Origin of the sequence: Streptomyces sp. DG1A-41 (assembly GCF_037055355.1) — a bacterium.
Lineage (GTDB): Bacteria > Actinomycetota > Actinomycetes > Streptomycetales > Streptomycetaceae > Streptomyces.
The window spans coordinates 1,260,176-1,282,775 of record NZ_CP146350.1 but is presented as its reverse complement, the minus strand read 5'-3'; the positions used below and the strand labels follow the sequence as shown (position 1 = coordinate 1,282,775).

The following is a 22,600-nucleotide window of genomic DNA, read 5'->3' as shown; positions in this document are numbered from 1 at the left end:
CGTCCTCGAGGAGCCGAGCACGGGCTCATCTTCGGTGTCACGAACCGAACGGTGATTCATCTCCGCTGACACAAACCGTCGGCAGCCCAGGTTCCGGTCCGTGTCTTGCCATGGCAAGAGTACCGATATATCGTTGAGGTATCGCGACAGATCAACGATGGAATGGAGAGTGTTTGTGATGCGTACTCACGGATTCGAGCATGGGCATGGCCACGGGGGACCCCGTCACGGCGGCCGGGGTGGTTTCGAGGGGCTGCGTGCGGCCTTCGGGCCCTTCGGGCCGGGCGGGCCCGGCTGGGGCGGGCCCGGTGGCCCGGGCTTCGGTCCCGGACCCTGGGGCGGACGAGGGCGTGGCGGGCCGAGGGGAAGGGCGCGGCGCGGTGACGTACGGGCCTCGATCCTGGCCCTGCTGAAGGACCGGCCCATGCACGGCTACGAGATGATCCAGGAGATCGCCGAGCGCAGCGGCGGGGCGTGGAAGCCCAGTCCCGGCTCGGTGTACCCCACCCTCCAGTTGCTGGAGGACGAGGGCCTGATCGCGAGTGAGTCCGAGGGCGGCAAGAAGCTGTTCTCGCTCACCGAGGCGGGCCGCGCCGCGGCCGAAGAGGGGCCCGAGGCGCCCTGGGAGGAGGCCTCCCGCGGGGTCGACTGGGAGGCTCTCGGCGAGGTCCGTCAGGCCGGCTTCGGTCTCATGGAGGCCTTCGGCCAGGTCTGGAAGACCGGCAGCAAGGAGCAGCGGGAGAAGGCGCTCGGCGTCATCAATGAAGCCCGCAAGAAGCTGTATCTGATCCTCGCTGACGAGGACTGACGGGACTGACGAGGACCGAGAACTCACGAGGGTCGACGAGGGCGACGGTGGCCGACGAGGGGTGAGGGGCGAGCGTCGTCGCTGAGTGTGGCGCTGAGCAGGCGCCCCGTGGAGTGGTCCACGGGGCGCCTCGGCTTGTGCCGGGAATGTGCCGGCGCCCGTGCCCGAGGTGTCAGGTCACCATGCCGTCCAGCCTGCGCAGCGACTCGTTCAGGGCGGCCGTGGCCGAGTCCTTGAGTTTGCCCGCCATCAGCGACACCGTCGCGCCCGTGAACTCGCCGTCGATGCGGACCGTCGTCGCGTCACCGACGGGCGTGAGGGTGTAGCGCGTCGCGACGGTCACGCCCATCGGGCCCTTGCCGCGGATGGCGAGCGCCTGGGCCGGTTCCAGTGCCTCGACGGTCCACTCCACCTCGGCCGGGAAGTTCATGAGCCGCAGGTTCTCCTGGAACGTCGCGCCCACTTCGAGGGGTTCGGGTCCGCCCGCCGGGAAGCTCGTGTGGGTCGCGTTCCACTCACCGTACGCCGACCAGTCCGTGAGCTTGGCCCACACCTTCTCGGCCGGCGCCCCGATGTGTGCCTCCGCGCTGACCTCGGCCATGCGTACCACCTCTTCACGTCGGGCTGGATGTCGCGGAACGTAGCCGTGATGGCTGCAATGTTCAATACTGACGATCTGTCAGCCGTTTCGGAGTCGCCGGATGAAGCAGCCTGATGTCCTCCGTAAGGAGGAGATCCCGGCCCGCGATGTCCACTTTCTGTGGGACGCGAAAATGCTCCGTTCCGAGGATGACCCGGGCCTTCGGAACTGATGGGGTAGGGGATGTGCAACCCCGTATCCCCCGCCAGTCGGCCCATGAGCACGGCATCCACCGCGCGGAGAACGATGCCAGGCTCAGTGCGGAGCTGGCATCGGTGGTCACCGGTGCCCGCCGGAGAGCGGTCAGGGACGCGGACCGGCAGATCGACACGGCCCACTTGCTCCACTCGCTGCTGGAGTCCGACCCCGAGGTGCGTGTCGTCTTCGGCGACGGGCCGCACATCGCGCGACTGCTCGGCTACCTCGTCCAGCGCAGCATCGGCTACGGCCTGCGCTGGCAGAGCGGCGTCGAGGACTCCGGCGCCGTCCCCGTCGTGACGGAGACCGCGGGCTTCTCGCCGCTGGCCGCGGCCTCGATGGAGTACGCCTGCGAACGCGCCGTGCGGCACGGTGGGCCGGCCCGCGGGATCGACCTGCTCGCGGCGATCGTCGTCGACTCGCAGGCGCGCGCGGTCGAGGTGCTCCAACGTGCCGGGATCGACCCGCACGCGGTGCTCGCCCGGATCGACGGCTGGATCGACCGGCCTCAGGAACACGTCGACCGGCCTTAGGGATACGTCGACCGGTTCCAGGGTCACGTCGACCGGCCCCGGGGACACGCCAATCGGCCTCACGGAGACGTCGACCCGCCTCAGGAGTGCGTCAGAGGCGGCGAAGGCGCTTACTGACCGGGCCTTTACCGAGCAGCTCGTCGCGTCCAGGCAGTGAGACAGGTGTCATAGGGGGTGACGCTCCTGTCATGGCCTGTCATCATGTGCCGGTGCGTACGTCTGACAGCAGCCCCAGCAGGCACGGAAAGGGCGTCGGCCTCGGCCTCGCGCTCCTGTCCGCGGTCGCCTTCGGCGGATCCGGTGTCGCGGCCAAGCCGCTGATCGAGGCGGGTCTGGACCCGCTGCACGTGGTGTGGCTGCGCGTCGCCGGGGCGGCCCTGGTGATGCTGCCGCTCGCCGTGCGCCACCGCGCGCTGCTGCGCCGCCGCCCCGGACTGCTCGCCGGGTTCGGGCTGCTGGCCGTCGCCGGTGTCCAGGCCTGCTACTTCGCCGCGCTCTCCCGTATCCCCGTCGGGGTGGCACTGCTCATCGAGTACCTGGCGCCCGCCCTCGTGCTCGGCTGGGTGCGGTTCGTACAGCGGCGGCCCGTGACGCGTGCCGCGGCGGTCGGTGTCGTCCTCGCCGTCGGCGGGCTCGCGTGCGTGGTCGAGGTGTGGTCGGGGCTGGGGTTCGACGCCCTGGGGTTGCTGCTCGCCCTCGGCGCGGCCTGCTGCCAGGTCGGCTACTTCGTCCTCTCCGACCAGGGCAGCGACGCCGGGGACGAGGCGCCCGACCCGCTCGGCGTCATCGCCTACGGCCTGCTCGTCGGCGCGGCCGTGCTGACCGTCGTCGCCCGGCCCTGGAGCATGGACTGGTCCGTGCTCCAGGGCACCGCGCGCATGGACGGCACGCCCGTCGCCGCGGTCGCCCTGCTGGCCTGGATCGTCCTCGTCGCCACGGTCGTCGCGTACGTCACCGGCGTGCTCGCCGTGCGCCGGCTCTCCCCGCAGGTCGCCGGTGTCGTGGCCTGTCTCGAAGCGGTCATCGCCACCGTCCTGGCCTGGATCCTGCTGGGCGAGCACCTGTCGGCGCCGCAGCTCGCCGGTGGCGTGATCGTGCTGGTGGGCGCGTTCATCGCACAGTCCTCGACGCCCGCGAAGGGCTCCGAACGGCCGGTGGCGAGCGGCGGTCCGGAAAGGAAGTTGTCCCGGCCCGGAAAGGCCGCATAGGCTGCCGATCATGCCTTCGAACGCACTCGTTCTTCCGCCTCCCGCCGCCTGAGGCGGGCCCTCCGGAAACCGCGCCCGGCATGTCACCGCCGGGCCGAACGGTGCTGCCCGCAGACGAAGTCCGCGGACCCCGCTGATCCGACGTGATCCGGGGCCCTTCCCGAACTTCCGCGTACCAGCCGCCGCCGTCCCGCGCGGCGCGTGGTGCGCGTCTGCGGAGAGAACACGTGTCGAAGACTGCCTCCGGCCTGCCCGTAGGGCGAGGCCTCCTCTACCTGATCGTCGCCGGTGTCGCCTGGGGCACCGCGGGCGCGGCCGCCTCACTGGTCTACCGGACCAGTGACATGGGGCCCGTCGCCCTCTCCTTCTGGCGCTGCGCCGCCGGACTCGTGCTGCTGCTCGCCGTCCGCCTCGTCCGGCCACGGGCCGGGACCGCCGTACGGGAGCCGCTGGGGCGCCGGGCGCTGCGGGCCGGGATCACCGGACTCGGGCTCGCGGTGTTCCAGACGGCCTACTTCGCGGCCGTCTCCGCCACCGGCCTCGCCGTCGCCACGGCCGTCACCCTGGGCGCCGGGCCCGTGCTCATCGCGCTCGGTGCCCGGCTGACGCTCGCCGAGCGCCTCGGCCGGGGCGGAACCGCCGCCGTCGCGGGTGCTCTCGCCGGGCTCGCGGTCCTCGTCCTCGGGGGCGGGGGCACGACCGTGCGCCCGTGGGGTGTGCTGCTCGCGCTGCTGTCCGCGGCCGGGTACAGCGCGATGACGCTGCTCACCCGCCGGTGGGGCCGCGACGGCGGGGCCGACGCCTCCCGGACGACCGTCGGGGCCTTCGCCGTCACGAGCCTGTGCCTGTTGCCGTTCGCCGTGGCCGAGGGGCTGCTGCCGCACACCGAGGAACCCGGCCGGGTCCTGGTCCTGCTGGCGTACGTCGCCGCCGTCCCCACGGCCCTCGCCTACGGCCTCTACTTCGCCGGCGCGGCCGTCGTACGGTCGGCCACCGTCTCGGTGATCATGCTGCTGGAGCCGGTGAGTGCGGCGGTGCTCGCCGTCGTCCTGCTCGGTGAGCACCTCACGGCGGCGACGCTGGCCGGCACCGTGCTGATGCTGGGCTCGGTCGTGGGGCTCGCGGTGGGGGAGGCGCGGGGTGCGAGGGTGTCCAAGGAGCCGGTGATGCTCGTGTGACTACTGGACGGGCAGCACAGCCCCGCGCCTCTTACAGCGCCCTCAAGTAGTCGGGCAGCTCGGTGCCGGGGCCCAGGTCCGGGTCGGCGATCGGAGTGCCGTAGGTCTTACGCACCGGGACCACACCCGCCCAGTGCGGCAGGCCGAGGTCCTCCGGTTCGTCGTTCACGCCGCCGGTGCGGAGCTTGGCGGAGACCTCGTCCAGGTCGAGGCGGAGCACCGCGGTGGCGGCCAGTTCCTTCTTGTTGGCCGGCCGCGAGTCGGCGGAACGGCCCGTGACGACGTGGTCGACCAGGGCGTCCAGGGCCTGCCGCTTCTCCTCGGGATCCGTCACGTCGTGGGCGACGCCGTGCACCACCACGGAGCGGTAGTTGATCGAGTGGTGGAAGGCCGAGCGGGCCAGGACCAGTCCGTCGACGTGCGTGACGGTCAGGCAGACCGGGAGTCCCGGGTCGGCCTGGCCGGCCGCCCGCAGCGGGCGCGAGCCCGTCGAGCCGTGCACATAGAGCCGCTCGCCGACCCGGGCGTACAGCGTGGGCAGCACGACCGGCGCGCCGTCGCGGACGAAGCCCAGATGACAGACGTAGGCCTCGTCGAGTATCGAGTGCACCAGTTCCCTGTCGTACGAGGCCCGGTCCGGCGCGCGGGTGGGGACGGTGCGGTCGGTGGGGGCGTAGGCGGCGGGTTGCGACGGCGTCTGCGGGGTCCCCGGCATGGCGATCTCCATTGCACTAGTGCATAATCAGCTTTGTGCTAGGAGAGTATCGGATCAGCGGACGTCGCGCAGCGGACATTTCCGCGAGCGTCGAGCGGGCGGTGGGGAGCGGTGAGCTGCGGCCGGGTCAACTGCTGCCGCCGATGCGGGAGTTGGCCGAGCAGCTGGGAGTGAATCCCAACACGGTCGCGGCCGCGTACCGGACCCTGCGCGAGCGCGGGGTCATCGAGACCGCGGGCCGGCGCGGCAGCCGGGTGCGGCCCGCGCCGGCCACGACCGGGCGGGACCACATCAGGGTCGACGTCCCCGAAGGCGTGCGCGACGTGTCCAGCGGCAACCCGGATCCGGCTCTGCTGCCGGCCCTCGCGGAGGCGTTCGCGGCGGCGGCCGCCGAGGGCGACCGTGCTCCGGTGCTGTACGGCGAGGCACCCGTGGATCCCGAGCTGGCCCGGATCACCCGGGGCGGGTTCGACGCCGACGGGGTGCCGGAAGGACCGCTCGCCGTGGTCTCCGGAGCGCTCGACGCCGTGGAGCGGGTTCTGGCGGCCCACCTCAAGCCCGGCGACACCGTCGCCGTCGAGGACCCCGGCTGGAGCAGGACACTGGACCTCGTCCCGGCGCTCGGGCTGCGGACCGTCCCCGTCGGCCTCGACGACGAGGGGCCGTGCGCCGACGACGTACGGCGGGCGCTGGCGGCCGGGGCGCGTGCCCTGATCGTCACGGACCGGGCGCAGAACCCGACCGGCGCCGCGGTGAGCGCCACGCGCGCGCGTGCCCTGCGGTCCGTGCTCCAGGAGCACCCGGAGACCCTCCTCATCGAGGACGACCACGGGCACGGCATCGTCGACGTGCCCCTCCATCCCCTGGCCGGAGCCACCCGGCACTGGGCGTTCGTGCGCTCGGCCGCCAAGGCCTACGGACCCGATCTGCGCCTCGCCCTCCTCACCGGGGACGCCGTCACCCTCGACCGGGTCCACGGCCGGCAGCGGCTCGGGCCCGGCTGGGTGAGCCGGCTGATGCAGCGGGCATTGGTGCGGCTGTGGGTCGACGGGGCGGTGGACACGCGCGCGGTGGCGGCGGCGTACGGGAGGCGCCGGGACGTGCTGATCGGTGCGCTCGACCGGCGCGGTGTCGTGGCGCACGGGCGCAGCGGCATGAACGTGTGGGTGCCCGTGCCGGACGAGACCGGCGCCGTCGCCCGGCTGCTGCACGCCGGCTGGGCCGTCGCCCCCGGCGCCCGCTTCCGGCTGAGCGCACCGCCCGGCATCCGGGTCACCGTCTCGACGCTCACCGAGGACGAGACCGAGGCGCTGGCCGACGCGATCGCCTCCGCCCTGGGGCCGGCTCCGGCGCGGAGTTACGTCTGAGAATGCCGGGCCGGGGCCGCTGATGCTTCCGAGTTGGGGCCGCTGAGACTGCCGGGCCGGGGCCGCGGTGTCGGCGAAGCCGCTGCGTCGGCCGCGTCCGCGAACCGGCTGGTTGGGCGTCGTCCGCAGCCCGCTGCTTCCGAGGTGTCGGCCGCTGCGTCCGCGGCGACCGCCGAATCCGCCGGGTCCCAGAACCCCGGTTACCAGGTACCAGGTCCGAGGCCCCGGCCAGGCCCCTACGGCCGTGCCCTGGCGGGCCTCGACGGTCCCAGGTCCGAGGCCCTGGCCGGGCCTCTTCGGCCGACCACTGGCGGACCTCGACGCCGGACTCCCCGGCCGGACTACGTCCCAGCCTTCGGCCGGACCTGCGTAAGTGCCGCGCCGATCAGGACGATGACCGCCCCGACCGGTGTCGACCACGTGAGCGACTCGCCGAGGAGGGTGACGCCCGCGGCCGTGGCGATGACCGGGATGAAGTACGTGACCATCTGGGCCGTCGTCGGCCCGACTTCGGCGACCAGGCCGTACTGGAGGAGGACCGCCAGGCCCGTGCCCAGTGCGCCCAGGGCGGCGATCGCCAGCAGCGGCCCGACGGACAGACTGGTGGGCAGGGTCGTGAACAGCGGGGTCACGACAGCCAGTTGGACCGTCGCGAGCAGCAACTGCGCGCCCGTCATCGCAAGGTGTGAGTGGCTGGTGCCGGCCAGGGTGCGGCGGACGTAGATCCAGCCGATCGGGTAGCTGAGGGAGGCCAGCAGGGCCAGCGCCGTGCCGGTGGCGTCCAGGCCGTGGAAGCCCTGCCAGGCACCCAGCACCGTGAGGACTCCGAGGAAGCCGAGGCCGAGCCCGGCGACGCGCACCCGGGTCGGGCGGTCCTCCGACAGGGCGACCAGGGACAGCGCCATGCCCCACAGCGGCGAGGTCGCGTTGCAGATGCCCGCCAGCGTGGACGGGATGGTCAGCTCGGCGTACGCGAACAGCGAGAACGGCAGGGCGTTGAGCAGGAACGCGGCGACCGTCAGATGCCCCCAGGTACCCGCCCCGCGCGGCAGCCGCTCGCGGCGCACCGCCATCGCGGCGGCCAGCACCGCCGTACCGAACACCAGCCGTCCGAGTGTGACCTGGAACGGCGCGTACCCCCCGGTGCCCACCTTGATGAGGAGGAAGCTGAAGCCCCAGATCAGGGACAGGGCGACGAAGCGGAGACGCCAGTCGAGGCGGCGACGGGGGCGGCCCCCCGAGGGGGTGGTGACCCGGCTGAGGGTGGTGACGGTGGTCATGGACGCCACGATGCCGGGCAAGAACCTCGTAGCACAAGCGAGTTCTTGCACGACGTATTGCGTAGTATTGCTTACATGTTGAACCTGGAGCGCCTGCGCACCCTCGACGCCCTCGCCCGGCACGGCTCGGTCAGCGGCGCCGCCGAGGGACTGCACATCACGACGTCCGCCGTCTCCCAGCAGATGTCCAAGCTGGAGCGGGAGGTCGGCCAGCAGCTCCTCGCCAAGAACGGCCGGGGCGTGCGGCTCACCGACGCCGGCCGGCTGCTCGCCGAGCACGCCGCGCGCATCCTGTCCCAGGTCGAACTCGCCCAGTCCGACCTGGAGGCGCAGCGTGGACAGGTCGTCGGCGAGCTGAGACTGTCGGCGTTCCCGACGGCTGCCCGCGGTCTGTTCCCGCTCGCGCTGTCCGCGCTGCGCGAGCGGCATCCCGCGCTCCGGCTGCGCTCCTGCGAGCTGGAACCGGAGGCGGGCATCGCCGGGGTGGTGCGCGGCGACGTCGACCTCGCCGTGGTGCTCGACTGGTACAATAAGCCGATGGCGCTGCCCGACGGCCTGGTCAAGGCGCCGATCCTGGACGACCCCGCCGATGTGGCCATGCCCGCGGACCACCGGCTCGCCGGGCGTGACGAGGTGGACCTCGCCGAGTTCGCCGACGACGAGTGGATCACCTGGGGCGAGGGCGAGTTCTGTCACGAGTGGCTGATGTTCACGCTCCGCTCGCAGGGCATCGAGCCGCTCGTCGGCCACCGCGCCGCCGAGACCCACACCCAGCTCGCGCTGGTCGCCGCGGGCCTCGGCGTGTGCGTCGCCCCGCTGCTCGGCCGCCGTCCCGTGCCCGCCGGGGTCGTCACCGTCCCCGTCAGGCAACGGGTCAGGCGGCACGTGTACGTGGTCTGGCGGGCGGACGCCGACCGCCGCCCGTCGATCCGGGCCGCGGTGAAGGCCCTTCGGGCGGCGGGGGAGAGCCTCGGCTGAGCCCTGGTCGCCGCTCTACTGCGCCGCCAGCTTGCGGAAGTCCCAGGAGACGATCTTCTGCGGCGTCAGGCGCAGCCAGGCGTGCCGGCCGTCGTGCGGCATCTCCTCCAGGCCGAAGTTCTTCCGGGCGAACAGCGTCTCAGGGACGTCGAGTTCGGCGTGCAGCTCGCCGGTGCGGGGGATCTCGCCCACGAACTCGACGGTGCCCGACAGCTCGACGCCGCGCAGCTCGTCGTACTCCTCGCCGGTGTCGACCACGATCGCCACCCTCGGGTCGCGCCGCAGGTCGGCCCACCGTTTGCTGCGCACGACCGAGTACAACCACATCGAGGTGCCGTCCCAGGCGAACCACAGCGTGCTCACATGCGGCGTGCCGTCGGCCGACACCGTGGCGACCCGGCAGGTGCGCTGTGTGGCGAGGAAGTCGTCCAGCTCGCCAGGCGTCATCATGATCTTCCGGCCCCGGCGCTGCTGAGTGGCGGTCATGCTCCCCCTCTTTCTTCTCTCACGTCGTGTCAGAGGAGATTTTCTGACATCACGTCAGAAAAGGATGAGCGCTCTTCCGTCCGTGCGCAATGGTGGCTACGCTCGCGCGCCCAGCCGCCGGCCCCGGGGGGAACCGTGCCCGCGTACGCAGACCTCAGCGAACTCCTCGATCCGCGGACCACCGTGCTGCTCACCGTCGAGTGCCAGGAGGGCGTCGTCGGAGCGGACAGCGCGCTGCCCGAACTCGCCGCGGAGGCACGCGCCGGCGGGGTGCTCGCCAACGTAGCCCGACTGGTGGCCGCCGCCCACGAAGGCGGCGTCCAGGTCGTCCACGCCGTCGCCGAGCGCCGTCCCGACGGCCGTGGGGCCAGCCGTAACGCCCGCCTGTTCCGGGCCGCCGAACGCCTGCCCGTCCAGCAGGTGTCCGGCACGCCGGCGGTGCGGGTCGCGGCCCCGATCGAGGTCGCCGAGGAGGACCTCGTCGTACGGCGCCTGCACGGGTTGTCGCCCCTCCACGGCACCGATGTCGACCCGCTGCTGCGCAACCTCGGCTGCCGCACGCTGATCGTCACCGGGGTCTCGGCCAACGTGGCCGTTCCCAACGCCGTGTTCGACGCCGTCAACCGCGGTTACACCGCCGTGGTCCCGGCGGACGCCATCGCGGGAGTGCCCTCGGACTACACCCCCGCGATGATCCGCCACACCCTCGCGTTGGTCGCCACGGTCGCGACCACGGACGAGGTGCTGGCGTGTCTGGAGCGCCCGCACGGGATCAGGCGAGCGTGATGGAGTCGCCTTTCACGGTCACCTGCTTCGCCTCCAGCGGCTTGACCGCGGGCCCCTTCTTCACACTGCCGTCGAGGACGGAGAACTGACTGCCGTGGCAGGTGCAGGAGATGATGTCGTCCTTGAGGTCCACCATCGGACAGTTCTGGTGGGTGCAGATCGTCGAGAAGGCCTTGAAGTCGCCCGCGGTCGGCTGGGAGACCACGACCTTCTCGTCCTTGAAGATCTTGCCGCTGCCCTCGGGGATGTCGGCGGTCTTGGCCAGCGCCGCACCACCGGCTCCCGCTCCGGCGGACGAGCCGCCTTCCTCGTTCGTCGCGCCGCCGCCGGCGGCGCCCTGTTCGGTGGACTGATCGGACGCCTCGTCCTGCGATCCGCACGCCGTCAGCGCCACGGTGAGCCCTGCCGCGCCCACCGCCGACACGACGGCACGGCGGCTCGGTCCCGACATCGGCTGAACTGATTCGCTGGTCATGCTGACGTTCCTTCCGGGGATTCGTGATCTGCCGAGAGGTACGGCCCCTGGGGACCGGCTGTTCAGGCAATGTCGAAATCCTGACTGGTGCGCGGAAGGACAGGGGTAAAGCGGAGCTGTCGGTTCGCTGTCGGGTTCCGGGCCGCCGCCGCGAGGCCGTCGCCGGTGTTCCCGTGTGCGTCAGTAACCTGGGGCGATGCTCAAGGAAGTGATCGCGACCCGTTTCATCGCGCCCCTGCGCGAGGGCGGTTCGCTGCCGGGACTCGTCGAGGCCGACGACTCCGGGACGTACGTCCTGAAGTTCACCGGCGCCGGACAGGGGCGCAAGACGCTCGTCGCCGAGGTGGTCTGCGGGGAACTCGCCCGCCGGCTGGGGCTGCGGGTGCCACGCCTGGTCACGGTCGAGCTCGACGCGGAGCTGGGCCTCGGCGAACCCGACCAGGAGGTGCAGAGCCTGCTCAGGTCCAGCGGCGGCACCAACCTCGGCATGGACTTCCTCTCCGGCGCGCTCGGCTTCGACCCGCTCGCCTTCCCGGTGGGTCCCGAGGAGGCCGGGCGGATCGTCTGGTTCGACGCGCTGGTCAACAACGTCGACCGGTCCTGGCGCAACCCCAACCTGCTGATGTGGCGGGGCGAGCTGTGGCTCGTCGACCACGGGGCGGCCATGATCTGGCACCACAACTGGCCCGGCGCGGAGGCCTCCGCTGCCCGCCCGTACGAAGCCTCCGACCACGCCCTCGCGCACTTCAGGCCCGATGTCGCCACCGCCGCTGCCGAGTTGGCGCCCCAGGTCACCGAGGAACTGCTCGCCGACGTCACCGCGCAGATCCCCGACGCCTGGCTCACGGGCGAGCCCGGCTTCGACACGCCGGACGACCTGAGGCGGGCCTACGCGCGAGCGCTGCTCGCACGGGCCGCCGTCATCCACGACCGCATCCAGGGGATCAAGTGAGCGACCGGCACATCATCAGGGGCGGGACGCGCGACCGCCAGATCTACGAGTACGCCGTCCTGCGCGTCGTCCCGCGCGTCGAGCGCGGCGAGTGCATCAACGCCGGGGTGCTCGTCTACTGCCGCGCCGAGTCCTACGTCGGCGCCCGCACCCACCTCGACGAGGCCCGCCTGCTGGCCCTCGACCCCCGGGCCGACGTGACCGGCGTCCGCGCCGCGCTCCGGGCCGTCGAGGGCATGTGCGCGGGCGGCCCCGCGGCCGGCCAGGCGGCGGACGACACCCCCGGCCGCCGCTTCCGCTGGCTGGTCGCCCCACGCTCGACGATCGTCCAGCCCGGCCCCGTCCACACCGGCCTGACCACGGACCCGGCCGCGGAGGCGGAACGGCTGCTGGACCTGCTGGTCCGATGACCGACCGCCCGCGCCGGCTTCAGTGCCCGGACGACGGCATCGCAGCGCACGGCCGTAGACCGATCGAGTGGCCGGACAGGGCCCGTCGGGCCGGGATGAGGGGCGAGCGTGTCCCGCCGCGCATCGTGGGCCGCGGGTAATGGATCACATGCCGAGCCCGGCCGTTGACACCGCGTGCCAGGGCTTCTAGCGTCACATCCACTGAAGGTACTAAGCGGTCGCTCACCTGAGGAGAAGCAGCCATGTCCACCACTGAGCAGCGGGTCGCCGTCGTCACCGGTGCCGCGCGCGGGATCGGCGCCGCCACCGCCGTACGACTGGCCGCCGAGGGCCGCGCGGTCGCCGTGCTCGACCTCGACGAGGCGGCCTGCAAGGACACCGTCGAGAAGATCACCGCCGCCGGGGGCAAGGCCATCGCGGTCGGGTGTGACGTCTCGGACGAGGCGCAGGTCGAGGCGGCCGTCGCGCGGATCGTCGAGGAGCTCGGCGCGCCGACGATCCTGGTCAACAACGCCGGCGTGCTGCGCGACAACCTGCTGTTCAAGATGAGCGTCTCCGACTGGGACACCGTCATGAACGTGCACCTGCGCGGCGCCTTCCTGATGTCCAAGGCCTGCCAGAAGCACATGGTGGACGCGGGATTCGGCCGGATCGTCAACCTGTCGTCGTCCTCGGCGCTGGGCAACCGCGGTCAGGTCAACTACTCGGCGGCCAAGGCGGGCCTCCAGGGCTTCACCAAGACCCTCGCCAAGGAGCTCGGCAAGTTCGGCGTGACCGCCAACGCCGTCGCCCCCGGCTTCATCGCCACGGAGATGACCAAGGCCACCGCCGAGCGCGTCGGCATGGGCTTCGAGGACTTCAAGGCCGCAGCCGCCACCCAGATCCCGGTGGCGCGCGTCGGTGAGCCGGAGGACATCGCCAACGCCATCGCCTTCTTCACGGGCGAGGCGGCCGGGTTTGTCTCCGGCCAGGTGTTGTACGTGGCCGGCGGACCGCTCGACTAAGGGACGGCAGTAATGACTTCCGCGGAACTCTCCGGCAAGGTCGCCCTGATCACGGGCGCCAGCCGCGGCATCGGCTACGGCGTCGCCGAGGCACTCGTCGCGCGCGGTGACCGCGTGTGCATCACCGGCCGCAACGAGGACGCCCTCAAGGAGGCCGTCGAGCAGCTCGGCTCCGACCGTGTGATCTACGTGGTGGGCAAGGCGCACGACGAGGCCCACCAGGCCGTCGCCGTCGAGCGCACGATGGAGGCCTTCGGCCGTGTCGACTTCCTGGTCAACAACGCCGGTACGAACCCGGTGTTCGGGCCGATCGCCGACCTCGACCTGAACGTCGCACGCAAGGTCTTCGAGACCAACGTGATCTCGGCGCTCGGCTTCGCCCAGAAGACCTGGCACGCCTGGCAGAAGGACAACGGCGGCGCGATCGTCAACATCGCCTCCGTCGCCGGCCTCTCGCCCTCGCCGTTCATCGGGGCGTACGGCGTCAGCAAGGCGGCGATGATCAACCTGACCGTGCAGCTCGCGCACGAGTTCGCGCCCAAGGTGCGGGTCAACGCGATCGCCCCGGCCGTCGTCAAGACCAAGTTCGCCCAGGCCCTGTACGAGGGCCGGGAGGAGGAGGCCGCCGCGGCCTACCCGCTCGGCCGGCTCGGCGTGCCCTCTGACATCGGCGGCGCGGCCGCGTTCCTCACCTCCGGGCAGTCCGACTGGGTCACCGGCCAGACGCTCGTCGTGGACGGCGGCATCTTCCTCAACGCCGGCACGGGCTGACCTCGACGCGTACGCGGCTCGGCACGGGCGCGCCTTCGCGCAGGGGGCGCCCATGCCGGGTAAAGGCGTCACAAAGGGCGATGACAACGTCGTCAAAGGTTTATCGATCAAGGAGTCATGTCCCGGGGCGGGTCAGCGGGCACGGCACTGCGGTATGGTCTGCCGACCCTTGGTATGGCAGATCGAGGAGCGTGCGCGTGTTCAACCGGAACCGATGCCTGCGGCGGGTGGCGGCCATCGCGTCCATATCGTCCCTGGTCGCCGGGTGCGGCGTCCTGTCGTCCGACACTCCGGAGGACGAAGGGCCGATCGTCGTGGGCACCACCAGTGCCCCCAGCACGCTCGACCCTGCCGCCTCCTGGGACAGCTCCTGGGAGCTGTTCCGCAACATCTACCAGACGCTCCTGAGCTATCCGACCGGCTCGAGCGAGCCCCAGCCGGACGCCGCCGAGCAGTGCGGCTTCAGCGACTCCTCGAACCAGGTGTACCGCTGCGAGCTGCGCGAGGGCCTGAAGTTCTCCAACGGCGACGCGCTCGACGCCCAGGCCGTGAAGTACTCGTTCGACCGGATCCGCAAGATCAATGTCAATGGCGGCCCCGCCGGTCTGCTCGGCAGCCTCGAACGGGTCCAGGCGCCGAACGACCGCGAGGTGATCTTCCACCTCAACAAGCCGGACGCGACCTTCCCGTTCGTGCTCGCCACTCCCGCCATGTCGATCGTCTCCCCGGACGCCTACCCGGAGAACTCCCTGCGCGAGGGCAGCGACGTCGTCGGCTCCGGGCCGTACACCCTCGACTCGTACGAGGACGGCAAGGAAGCCGTCCTCGTCCGCAACGGCGGCTACAAGGGCTACGCGGAGCGCCGGAACGACGCGGTGACCATCCGCTACTTCCAGGACTCCGGGGCCATGGTCAAGGCCCTGCGGGACGAGCAGATCGACGTGACCTACCGCGGTCTGGCCGCCGGCGACGTCGTCGACCTCCAGAGCAAGACCTCCAATGAGGAGGAGATCCAGCTCGTCGAGGGAACCGGCACCGACATCAACTACCTGGTGTTCAACCCGAAGGACTCCTGGGCGAGGAAGAAGGCCGTGCGCCAGGCCATCGCACAGGTCGTCGACCGGGCCGCGATCGCCCACAAGGTCTACAAGGACACCGTGGACCCGCTGTACTCCATGGTCCCCAAGGGCCTCACCGGACACACGACGGGCTTCTTCGACGACTACGGCGACCCGGACGTCGGCAAGGCCCGCAAGATCCTCACCGACGCGGGCATCACCCAGCGGGTCCCGCTCACCTTCTGGTACACGAGCGACCGCTACGGCTCCGAGACCGCCGCGGAGTTCAAGGAGCTGGAGCGCCAGCTCGAGGATTCCGGCCTGTTCGCGATCACCCTCAAGAGCCGCCCCTGGAAGACGTACGTCGATGGCTACCAGAAGGGCGAGTACCCGGTGTTCGGCCGTGGCTGGTTCCCCGACTTCCCGGACGCCGAGAACTTCATCGCGCCGTTCGTCGGCGAGCAGAACGCGCTCGGTACGCCCTACCCGGCGCCCGAGATCACCGGCGATCTGCTGCCCCGGTCGCGCCGCGAGAGCGACCGCGCGAACGTGGAGAAGGAGTTCGAGGAGGCCCAGCGGATCCTGGTGGACGACGCGCGGCTGCTGCCGTTGTGGCAGGGCAGGCAGTACGTGGCGGCGAGCCGGGACGTCTCGGGCGCGGAGCGGGCCATGGACCCGTCCACGATCATGATGATGTGGGAGCTGCACCGCAAGACCGCCTGGTAGGCGGGGCGGGCACCGGGCTTTCGGCGTGTTGTCAGTGGTCACCGGTAGGTTCTGTGGCCTGGAAGTGACCGCACATCGTGAGGACGTTGACGTGACCGACATCGCCATGCTGCCCGAGTCCTGGCGCGGGGTTCTGGGTGACGAGCTTCAGCAGCCCTACTTCAAGGAGCTGACGGAGTTCGTCGAGGAGGAGCGGGCGAAAGGTCCCGTCCATCCGCCGCGCGAGGAGGTCTTCGCCGCGCTGGACGCCACGCCGTACGAGGATGTGAAGGTCCTCATCCTCGGGCAGGACCCGTACCACGGCGAGGGGCAGGGGCACGGGCTGTGCTTCTCGGTCCGGCCCGGTGTGCGGATCCCGCCGTCCCTGCGGAACATCTACAAGGAGATGCACGAGGAGCTGGGCACCCCGATCCCGGACAACGGCTATCTGATGCCGTGGGCCGAGCAGGGTGTCCTGCTGCTCAACGCGGTGCTCACGGTCCGCGGCGGCGAGGCCAACTCGCACAAGGGCCGGGGCTGGGAAAGGTTCACCGACGCGGTGATCCGCGCGGTGGCCGGCCTGCCCGACCCGGCGGTGTTCGTGCTGTGGGGGAACTACGCGCAGAAGAAGCTCCCGCTGATCGACGAGTCGCGGCACGTGGTGGTCAAGGGCGCGCATCCCTCGCCGCTGTCGGCGAAGAAGTTCTTCGGCTCGCGTCCGTTCACGCAGATCAACGCGGCGGTGGCGGCGCAGGGACACGAGCCGATCGACTGGACGATTCCGAACCTGGGCTGACGGCAGCCGACGCTCCGGCGACGTACGGTGCGCCCTGAGCTGGATCCTCCCGGCCTGCGGTTAGCGTCGGGAGGAACATCGGGCCAGCGGTGCGGAGGGCGTGGTCGTGGAGCGACAGGGACAGGCGGCGCCGGATGCCGTGCCGACGCGGATCGGGCAGGTCGTCATGCTGCATCACGCCGGGGACCGGGAGGAGGCCCGGCAGCGGTTCCTGGACCTGTGGACGGAGATCGGGGAGCACGGCGACCCGCTGCACCGCTGCACCCTCGCCCACTACCTGGCCGACACGCAGGACGATCCCGCCGACGAACTGGCCTGGGACCTGCGCGCGTTGACGGCGGCGCAGGAGATCACCGACGCCGGGACCACGGCGGGGGAGGGGGCCCTCGCGGTACGCGCGTTCTACCCCTCCCTGCATCTGAACCTGGCCGCCGACTACGACAGACTCGGCCACCGCGACGCCGCCCGCGCACATCTGCGACGGGCCCGGGGAGCGGCCACCGCCCTCACCGACGACCCCTACGGCCGGGGCGTCCGGGCGGCCATCAGACGGCTGGAGTCCCGGCTGGGCGGGGACGGCGGGGGGATGTGGTCACCGCCGAGGCAGCGGCCGTAGTGTCCGGGGCGGGGATCTCTCCGGACATGATCGACCGGGCGAGGCGGGAGAGCGGGTGGCGCTGCCGGGAACACCGCCGACGACCCCGGCCAACCGCCCGCCACGCTGCCCCTGGCCTCGACGCCCAGCGCGTTCATCGCCAGGTCCGCCATGCCCGCCGTAGCGCCGGCAGCGGGGCAGGTTCCTCCGGGCCACGGCCGTAGCGGCGGAGCCGGGGCAGGGACTGGTGGGAGGACCGCCGTACGGGCAGGTCGTGTCCGGGCGTGCGCCCAGGCTGCGCCCGCCCGGACGTGGTTCAACGGCCGTAGGTGTCCCGGCAGATGGTCGCCTCCGGGCTGTCCGCCCGCCACCCCCCGTAGCGCCTGCCCAGCGCGCACACGTCCGTGTTGTTCGGGACGTTCTCGTGGACGTCCTGACGTACCGGCTCCGAGAGGTCGGGCAGGCCGGTGTGCGGGTGTCGTGGGGTGCGCGGGGCCGGTTCGGGGGGTTCCGGGCGGGCGGGGCGCCGGCGGACGTCGTGGGTGCCGGACGGCCGCTGCCGCTGCTGTGGCGCGGCCGCCGGGGGCGTGGGCAGGCTCGACGCGGACGCGGCCGGCTCCGGGCGGCGGGACTCCTCGATGAGCTGCAGGGCCTCGCGGGCCGGTGCCTGCACGATCTGCGTCTCCGTCTGCCCCTCCGGCTGCGGTGCCGACGGCCGGGACGGTGCCGCCGAGGGCCCTGGTACGGGCGGATGCTGGACCGTCGTACAGCCGGAGAGGGCCGAGACAGCCACGGTCACCAGGAGCGTCGCTGTGGTCGTCGTTCGATGCACCCGCGCCACTCTGGTGCGTCCGGCCCGCGGCGGGGCAGCGGACGGGCGGAGGATGCCCCGCACGGGTGATCTCCCGCCCCGTACGGGGGCAGTCGGTTTGTCCGGGGTGACGTCAGTCGCCGGTCGACCCGTCGATGCGCTCGCGGATCAGGTCGGCGTGGCCGTTGTGCCGCGCGTACTCCTCGATCATGTGGGTGTAGATCCACCGCAGGTTGAACCGCTCGCCGGTGCGGCGGTGCTTGCCCTCGGAGATGTCGTCCAGGCCGAAGCGGGCCGCGTTGCTCCGGGCGGTCTCGATCTCGGCCTGCCAGGCGGCGTGTGCCTCCTCGTGGGTGTCCGCCTCGGTCAGATGGAACTCGCCGTCCAGGTCCTCGTCGCTGAAGTAGATCGGCGGCGCGTCCTCGTTCGCCAGCACCCGGCGGAACCAGCTCCGCTCCACGTCCGCCATGTGCCGCACCAGCCCCAGCAGGGACAGCTCGGAGGGCTCCACGGCGCAGGACCTGAGCTGCTCGTCGCTCAGGCCCTCGCACTTCCACGCGAGGGTCTGCCGGTGGAACTCCAGCCAGCCCTCCAGCATGGTGCGTTCGTCGGCGGTCGTGGCAGGCATACGGCGTTCGGTCGTCATGCCCTCATCCTTTCCCAACGCCCCTTGCCGCACCACGGCTTTTCAGGCCCCGAGCATCCCGTCCAGCAGCTCCCGCAGTCCGGCCCGACCAGCCGCACGGGGATCGCCGTACGCGACACGGCCATGGCCGTGCTGTCGAAGGCCGGGCCCGCTCTGTTCCTGCGCGGCTTCGACGGCATCGCCGACTGGCGGCCGCCTGGGGGCACCGCCCGCTCGAGCGAAGCCGAAGTGGGGGGAAGACGTATGCTCCGAGCAGACCCCGGCAGGAAACCGCTAGAGGAGTAAACCCCGTGAAGGTCGGCTGTATCGGACTCGGCGACATCGCGCAGAAGGCCTACCTTCCGGTCCTCGCCTTCCAGCCCGGGGTGGAGCTGCACCTCCAGACCCGCACGCCCGCCACGCTCGCCCGGGTCGCTGACGGCCTCCACGTCCCGGCGGAGCGGCGGCACGCCTCCCTCGACTCCCTCCTCGCGGCAGGCCTCGACGCCGCCTTCGTGCACGCGCCCACGATCGTGCACCCGGAGATCGTGACCCGCCTGCTGGAGGCGGGCGTGCCGACGTACGTCGACAAGCCGCTCGCCTACGAACTCGACGAGTCAGCGCGGCTGGTGGCGCTCGCCGAGGAGCGGGAGGTGAGCCTCGCCGTCGGCTTCAACCGGCGTCACGCCCCCGGCTACACGCAGTGCGCCGACCATCCGCGCGAGCTGATCCTGATGCAGAAGAACCGCATCGGGCTCCCGGAGGAGCCGCGCACGATGATCCTCGACGACTTCATCCACGTCGTCGACACCCTGCGGTTCCTGGTGCCCGGCGAGATCGACGACGTCACCGTGCGCGCCCGCGTCCGGGACGGCCTGCTGCACCACGTCGTGCTCCAGCTCGCCGGGGACGGCTTCACCGCGCTCGGCGTGATGAACCGGCTCAGCGGTTCGGCCGAGGAGATCCTGGAGGTGTCCGGGCAGGACACCAAGCGGCAGGTGATCAACCTCGCCGAGGTCGTCGACCACAAGGGGCAGCCGACCGTGCGGCGGCGCGGCGACTGGGTGCCGGTGGCCCGGCAGCGCGGCATCGAGCAGGCGGTGCTGGCCTTCCTGGACGCGGTGCGGGCGGGCAAGGTGCTCAGCGCCCGGGACGCGCTGGAGACCCATGAACTGTGCGAGCGGGTCGTACGCGCGGTTCAGGAGCGGAGCGCCTGAGCCGCAGCGCCCGTGCGCCCTCGCCGGCGGCCCAGACGGCGAGGATCAGCATGGCCGCGTGCACGGTCCAGTCGCCGAGGCGGACGTACGGCGTGGTGCCGTGGGCGAGGGGAATCTCGTAGATCTGCGCGGCGGACGCGTCCGTCCCGAGCCACGAGCCGACGCGCTGCCCGCTCGGGCCGTAGACGGCGGAGACACCGGTCAGCGTCGCGTGCACCATCGGGCGGCCGGTCTCGGCGGCGCGCAGTGCGGCGAGGGAGGCGTGCTGCTCGGGCGCCCAGCTCTGCTGGAACGTGGACGTCGACGACTGGCCGATCAGTAGGTCGACGCCCTCCCGGGTGAGGTGGCGGGTCATGTCGGGGAAGGCCGTCTCGAAGCACACCATCGGGCCGACGCGCAGGTCGTCCCCCACGTTCATCACGACCGGCTGGGAGCCGCGCCTGCGGTCCTCGCCCGCGGCCTTGCCGACGGAGGTGGCCCAGCCGAGCAGGGAGCGGGCCGGGATGTACTCGCCGAAGGGGACGAGCCGCATCTTGTCGTAGCGCTCGCCGGTGAGGCCGTCGGGCCCGACCAGGACGGAGCTCTTGTAGATGCCGGGCTTGTCCGAGCGCCGGGCGTCCACGTTGACCAAAATGTCGGCGCCCGTCGCGCGGGACAGGTCCGCGAGCCGCCGGGCGAAGTCGGGCCGGTCCCCGAGGTCGAAGCCGACGCTGCTCTCGCCCCAGACGATCAGGTCGACGTCCTGTCCGGCGAGCCGGCGGGTGAGCTGTTCCTCGCGTGCGAACCGGCGGTCCCCGCTGTCCGGGCCGCCGACGACGCCCGGCTGGACCACGGCGATCCTGACCTGGCCGTCGACGGCGGGGCGGGGCGAGAGCAGCCAGGCGGCGGAGGTGGCGGCGGCCGTGGCGACGAGACCGGCCAGGGCGGGCACGCGGGCCTGACGGACCGCGACGAGGACGGCGATCGCGACGTTGACGGCCACGACCAGGAAGCTGAGCAGCCACACCCCGCCGACCGAGGCCAGCCGCAGCGCCGGCTCGACCTGCCACTGACTGGAGCCGAGCATGCCCCAGGGACCGCCGAGTCCCTGCCAGGAGCGGACCAGCTCGACGGCCAGCCAGCCGGACGGCAGGACGACGAGAGCGGCCGCGATCCGCCGCCGCGAGGGCACGCCTGCCAACAGCCGGTGCACGAGCCAGCCCCACAGGGCCCACAGGGCGCCGAGCAGCGCGGCGAGGACGAACGTGAACACGTGAAGGAAGGGCAGCAGCCAGTGGTGCATGGCCAGCATGAAGCCGAAGCCGCCGCACCAGCCGTCGTACGCCGCCCGTTTCCCCGTCGGCGCGCTGCGCACCAGCAGGATCCAGGGGACCAGGGCGACGTAGGCGCACCACCACAGGGACGGGGCGGGATAGGCGAGTACGGGAAGGGCGCCCGCGATCACGGCGGCGGCCGAGCGCCGCCATGGAGAGGCGAGCCAGTGGCCGAGCGTCTTCATGGGCCCCTCCTACCCCGCGATGCCTCCAGTGTGCGCCCTGCGGACGATCTAGGACAGAGCACGCCGGGTCAGTTGACCACAGGTGCCGCCTGCGGCTCGGGAAGGCGCCGCCACTTCTCCCGTACGACCACCTCGCTCAGCCGCCAGCCGTCGATCGTGCGCCGCAGCGCGAAGGCGTACCGGCCGCCGCACACGACGTCGGGGGCGGGCCCGGCGGTGGCCATGGGGTTGACGTAGTCGGCCTGGACCTGCGCCGTGTCGCCGGTGTCCTGTTCCCAGACACCGAAGCGCACCCGCCGGTTGACGATCAGGTGCTGTCGTATCGGGAACAGCCGCATGCTCTCGGCGAGCCACGCGGCGACCGCCGCTGCCTCCCCCTCGATGCCGCCGGCCGAGCGGTAGTCCGCCCGTCCCTGAGGGACGAACAGTCCCCGGTAGGCCTCCCAGTCACCGTCGTCGACCGCCACCGCGTAGTCGGTGATCACTTCGTCGACGGCCAGCCGGTCCCTCACGGTGGCGAGCTCCACACGCTGTGTCATCGGCTCAGTGTTGGTGATCGGAGGCGCGGAGCCAAGGGGTGTGCGCGATATTCGGTGGCCGGGGAGGGCCGCCGGGGCCCAGCCTGTCCTTCGTGAACGATCAGAACGAACCGATACAACCGAACGAACCGAGATTCCGGATACGCGCCCGCCACACCGCGTCCACGATCACCGTCTACCAGGCCTACCGGCCGGAGATCGGCGGCCCCGCCGCCCGCCACGGCCGCTTCCCGTCGTCCTGGAAGCGCGACCGCATGACATGGATCAAGCCGTCGTTCCTGTGGATGATGTACCGCTGCGGCTGGGGCACCAAGGAGGGCCAGGAGACGGTCCTGGCGATCGAGATCAGCCGTGAGGGCTTCCACTGGGCGCTGCGCAACGCTTGCCTGTCCCATCACGTCCCCGCCCTGCACGGCGACCGGGCCGACTGGAAGCGGCAGTTGAGGCAGGCGCCGGCGCGGGTGCAGTGGGATCCGGAGCGGGACCTGCGACTCGACCCGCTGCCGCACCGGTCGCTCCAGCTGGGGCTCGCGGGGGAGGCGGCGGCGCGGTACGCCGACGAGTGGATCGTGGACATCGAGGACGTCACGCCGCTCGCCACGGAGGTCCATGCGCTGGTGCGTGCGGGTGAGCTCGATTCGGCCGCCCGGCTGTTGCCCGAGGAGCGGCCGTACCCCGTCGAGGACGAGGCGCTGGCGCGTCTGCGCGCCTAGGGGGTGTGGGGCGGGGACGGGTCAGGCTGCCTTGACGACGGCGCTGCGGATCGCGGCCGCCCACTCGACGACCAGGAGCTCGTACTCCGCGCGCTCCTCGGCCGACAGGGTGCCGCCCGTGCGCCGCCAGAGCGCACGGATCTCCTCGTTGACCTCGGCGGCGGACCGCACGGAACCAGGGGTCACGAAATCGGGGGACATGCGGACAAGCCTAGGGGCAGCCACTGACAGCCCGCTACCGGACGGCTACCCCA

At 71.8% G+C, this 22,600-nt stretch carries 26 protein-coding genes and 1 pseudogene; 17 read left to right on the top strand and 10 right to left on the bottom strand.

Features of this window, described 5'->3' with window-relative positions; translation table 11 throughout:
- Positions 1-178: 178 nt before the first annotated feature.
- A complete protein-coding gene (locus V8690_RS06110) occupies positions 179-808 on the top strand; it encodes a PadR family transcriptional regulator (protein WP_338776293.1) in 630 nt (209 codons plus the stop codon).
- 172 nt (positions 809-980) lie between these two features.
- Here the strand turns inward: V8690_RS06110 and V8690_RS06105 are convergent, their stop codons facing one another.
- Positions 981-1,409 carry an SRPBCC family protein gene (locus tag V8690_RS06105; protein ID WP_338776292.1) on the bottom strand — a complete coding sequence of 143 codons (429 nt, stop codon included), beginning with the start codon at positions 1,407-1,409 and terminating at the stop codon, positions 981-983.
- A 224-nt stretch (positions 1,410-1,633) separates the two neighbouring features.
- Between V8690_RS06105 and V8690_RS06100 the strand changes: the two genes are divergently transcribed.
- The 3 genes from V8690_RS06100 (at position 1,634) to V8690_RS06090 (ending at position 4,565) form a co-directional block, all read left to right on the top strand.
- Complete coding sequence (locus V8690_RS06100) at positions 1,634-2,179, top strand: Clp protease N-terminal domain-containing protein (protein ID WP_338776291.1); 546 nt, start codon at positions 1,634-1,636, stop codon at positions 2,177-2,179.
- Between the two features lie 203 nt (positions 2,180-2,382).
- On the top strand, positions 2,383-3,387 hold the full coding sequence (locus tag V8690_RS06095) for an EamA family transporter (RefSeq protein WP_338785262.1): 1,005 nt from the start codon (positions 2,383-2,385) through the stop codon (positions 3,385-3,387).
- A 227-nt stretch (positions 3,388-3,614) separates the two neighbouring features.
- Positions 3,615-4,565, top strand: coding sequence for an EamA family transporter (locus V8690_RS06090; protein WP_338776290.1), 951 nt, complete (start codon positions 3,615-3,617; stop codon positions 4,563-4,565).
- Between the two features lie 31 nt (positions 4,566-4,596).
- Here V8690_RS06090 and V8690_RS06085 read toward each other — a convergent pair whose 3' ends face one another.
- Entirely contained in the window at positions 4,597-5,280 is a 684-nt protein-coding gene (locus V8690_RS06085; RefSeq protein WP_338776289.1) for a pyridoxamine 5'-phosphate oxidase family protein, read from the bottom strand.
- Positions 5,281-5,315: 35 nt separating this feature from the next.
- On the opposite strand from V8690_RS06085, the gene V8690_RS06080 reads away from it, so the two are divergent.
- Positions 5,316-6,647: an aminotransferase class I/II-fold pyridoxal phosphate-dependent enzyme gene (locus V8690_RS06080; RefSeq protein ID WP_338776288.1), complete on the top strand. Its 1,332-nt coding sequence runs from the start codon at positions 5,316-5,318 to the stop codon at positions 6,645-6,647.
- A 341-nt stretch (positions 6,648-6,988) separates the two neighbouring features.
- On the opposite strand, the gene V8690_RS06075 is transcribed toward V8690_RS06080, so the two are convergent.
- Entirely contained in the window at positions 6,989-7,927 is a 939-nt protein-coding gene (locus V8690_RS06075; RefSeq protein ID WP_338776287.1) for a DMT family transporter, read from the bottom strand.
- 75 nt (positions 7,928-8,002) lie between these two features.
- Here V8690_RS06075 and V8690_RS06070 point away from each other — a divergent pair, with 75 nt between their 5' ends.
- Positions 8,003-8,905 (top strand): LysR family transcriptional regulator, encoded by a 903-nt coding sequence (locus V8690_RS06070; RefSeq protein WP_338776286.1) that lies wholly within the window; start codon positions 8,003-8,005, stop codon positions 8,903-8,905.
- Positions 8,906-8,920: 15 nt separating this feature from the next.
- Here V8690_RS06070 and V8690_RS06065 read toward each other — a convergent pair whose 3' ends face one another.
- Positions 8,921-9,391, bottom strand: coding sequence for a pyridoxamine 5'-phosphate oxidase family protein (locus tag V8690_RS06065; protein ID WP_338776285.1), 471 nt, complete (start codon positions 9,389-9,391; stop codon positions 8,921-8,923).
- A gap of 135 nt (positions 9,392-9,526) precedes the next feature.
- Here V8690_RS06065 and V8690_RS06060 point away from each other — a divergent pair, with 135 nt between their 5' ends.
- On the top strand, positions 9,527-10,177 hold the full coding sequence (locus tag V8690_RS06060) for a cysteine hydrolase (RefSeq protein WP_338776284.1): 651 nt from the start codon (positions 9,527-9,529) through the stop codon (positions 10,175-10,177).
- Here the strand turns inward: V8690_RS06060 and V8690_RS06055 are convergent.
- A complete protein-coding gene (locus tag V8690_RS06055; protein WP_338776283.1) occupies positions 10,164-10,652 on the bottom strand; it encodes a Rieske (2Fe-2S) protein in 489 nt (162 codons plus the stop codon). The genes V8690_RS06060 and V8690_RS06055 overlap by 14 nt on opposite strands.
- A gap of 196 nt (positions 10,653-10,848) precedes the next feature.
- On the opposite strand from V8690_RS06055, the gene V8690_RS06050 reads away from it, so the two are divergent.
- The 7 genes from V8690_RS06050 to V8690_RS06020 all read left to right on the top strand — a co-directional run bounded on the left by V8690_RS06050 (position 10,849) and on the right by V8690_RS06020 (position 16,964).
- Complete coding sequence (locus tag V8690_RS06050; RefSeq protein ID WP_338776282.1) at positions 10,849-11,604, top strand: HipA family kinase; 756 nt, start codon at positions 10,849-10,851, stop codon at positions 11,602-11,604.
- The gene (locus tag V8690_RS06045) at positions 11,601-12,014 is read left to right on the top strand and encodes a DUF3037 domain-containing protein (protein WP_338776281.1); all 414 of its coding nucleotides are present in this window, start codon (positions 11,601-11,603) and stop codon (positions 12,012-12,014) included. The genes V8690_RS06050 and V8690_RS06045 overlap by 4 nt, the downstream gene beginning before the upstream one ends.
- Positions 12,015-12,256: 242 nt before the next feature.
- Positions 12,257-13,018: a 3-oxoacyl-ACP reductase FabG gene (fabG, locus tag V8690_RS06040; RefSeq protein ID WP_338776280.1), complete on the top strand. Its 762-nt coding sequence runs from the start codon at positions 12,257-12,259 to the stop codon at positions 13,016-13,018.
- 12 nt (positions 13,019-13,030) lie between these two features.
- Positions 13,031-13,789: an SDR family oxidoreductase gene (locus V8690_RS06035; protein WP_338776279.1), complete on the top strand. Its 759-nt coding sequence runs from the start codon at positions 13,031-13,033 to the stop codon at positions 13,787-13,789.
- 197 nt (positions 13,790-13,986) lie between these two features.
- Positions 13,987-15,573, top strand: a complete 1,587-nt coding sequence (locus V8690_RS06030; RefSeq protein ID WP_338776278.1) for an ABC transporter substrate-binding protein — start codon at positions 13,987-13,989, stop codon at positions 15,571-15,573.
- 91 nt (positions 15,574-15,664) lie between these two features.
- Positions 15,665-16,348 (top strand): uracil-DNA glycosylase, encoded by a 684-nt coding sequence (locus tag V8690_RS06025; RefSeq protein ID WP_338776277.1) that lies wholly within the window; start codon positions 15,665-15,667, stop codon positions 16,346-16,348.
- Between the two features lie 100 nt (positions 16,349-16,448).
- Positions 16,449-16,964, top strand: a complete 516-nt coding sequence (locus tag V8690_RS06020; RefSeq protein ID WP_338776276.1) for a hypothetical protein — start codon at positions 16,449-16,451, stop codon at positions 16,962-16,964.
- Between the two features lie 295 nt (positions 16,965-17,259).
- Here the strand turns inward: V8690_RS06020 and V8690_RS06015 are convergent, their stop codons facing one another.
- A complete protein-coding gene (locus V8690_RS06015; protein WP_338776275.1) occupies positions 17,260-17,775 on the bottom strand; it encodes a hypothetical protein in 516 nt (171 codons plus the stop codon).
- Positions 17,776-17,887: 112 nt separating this feature from the next.
- The gene (locus tag V8690_RS06010) at positions 17,888-18,400 is read right to left on the bottom strand and encodes a DinB family protein (RefSeq protein WP_338776274.1); all 513 of its coding nucleotides are present in this window, start codon (positions 18,398-18,400) and stop codon (positions 17,888-17,890) included.
- 90 nt (positions 18,401-18,490) lie between these two features.
- Here V8690_RS06010 and V8690_RS06005 point away from each other — a divergent pair.
- Positions 18,491-18,685: pseudogene (locus V8690_RS06005) on the top strand (monooxygenase); the annotation flags it as partial.
- A 5-nt stretch (positions 18,686-18,690) separates the two neighbouring features.
- Positions 18,691-19,596 (top strand): Gfo/Idh/MocA family oxidoreductase, encoded by a 906-nt coding sequence (locus tag V8690_RS06000; RefSeq protein WP_338776273.1) that lies wholly within the window; start codon positions 18,691-18,693, stop codon positions 19,594-19,596.
- On the opposite strand, the gene lnt is transcribed toward V8690_RS06000, so the two are convergent.
- Together lnt and V8690_RS05990 are read right to left on the bottom strand one after the other, a co-directional pair.
- Positions 19,520-21,094 (bottom strand): apolipoprotein N-acyltransferase, encoded by a 1,575-nt coding sequence (lnt, locus tag V8690_RS05995; protein ID WP_338776272.1) that lies wholly within the window; start codon positions 21,092-21,094, stop codon positions 19,520-19,522. The two genes, V8690_RS06000 and lnt, sit on opposite strands and share 77 nt — an antisense overlap.
- A 68-nt stretch (positions 21,095-21,162) precedes the next feature.
- Positions 21,163-21,633: a nuclear transport factor 2 family protein gene (locus tag V8690_RS05990; protein WP_338776271.1), complete on the bottom strand. Its 471-nt coding sequence runs from the start codon at positions 21,631-21,633 to the stop codon at positions 21,163-21,165.
- Positions 21,634-21,725: 92 nt separating this feature from the next.
- On the opposite strand from V8690_RS05990, the gene V8690_RS05985 reads away from it, so the two are divergent.
- Positions 21,726-22,346 (top strand): DUF4291 domain-containing protein, encoded by a 621-nt coding sequence (locus tag V8690_RS05985; RefSeq protein ID WP_338776270.1) that lies wholly within the window; start codon positions 21,726-21,728, stop codon positions 22,344-22,346.
- Positions 22,347-22,367: 21 nt separating this feature from the next.
- On the opposite strand, the gene V8690_RS05980 is transcribed toward V8690_RS05985, so the two are convergent.
- A complete protein-coding gene (locus tag V8690_RS05980) occupies positions 22,368-22,547 on the bottom strand; it encodes a hypothetical protein (RefSeq protein ID WP_338776269.1) in 180 nt (59 codons plus the stop codon).
- Between the last annotated feature and the right edge of the window lie 53 nt (positions 22,548-22,600).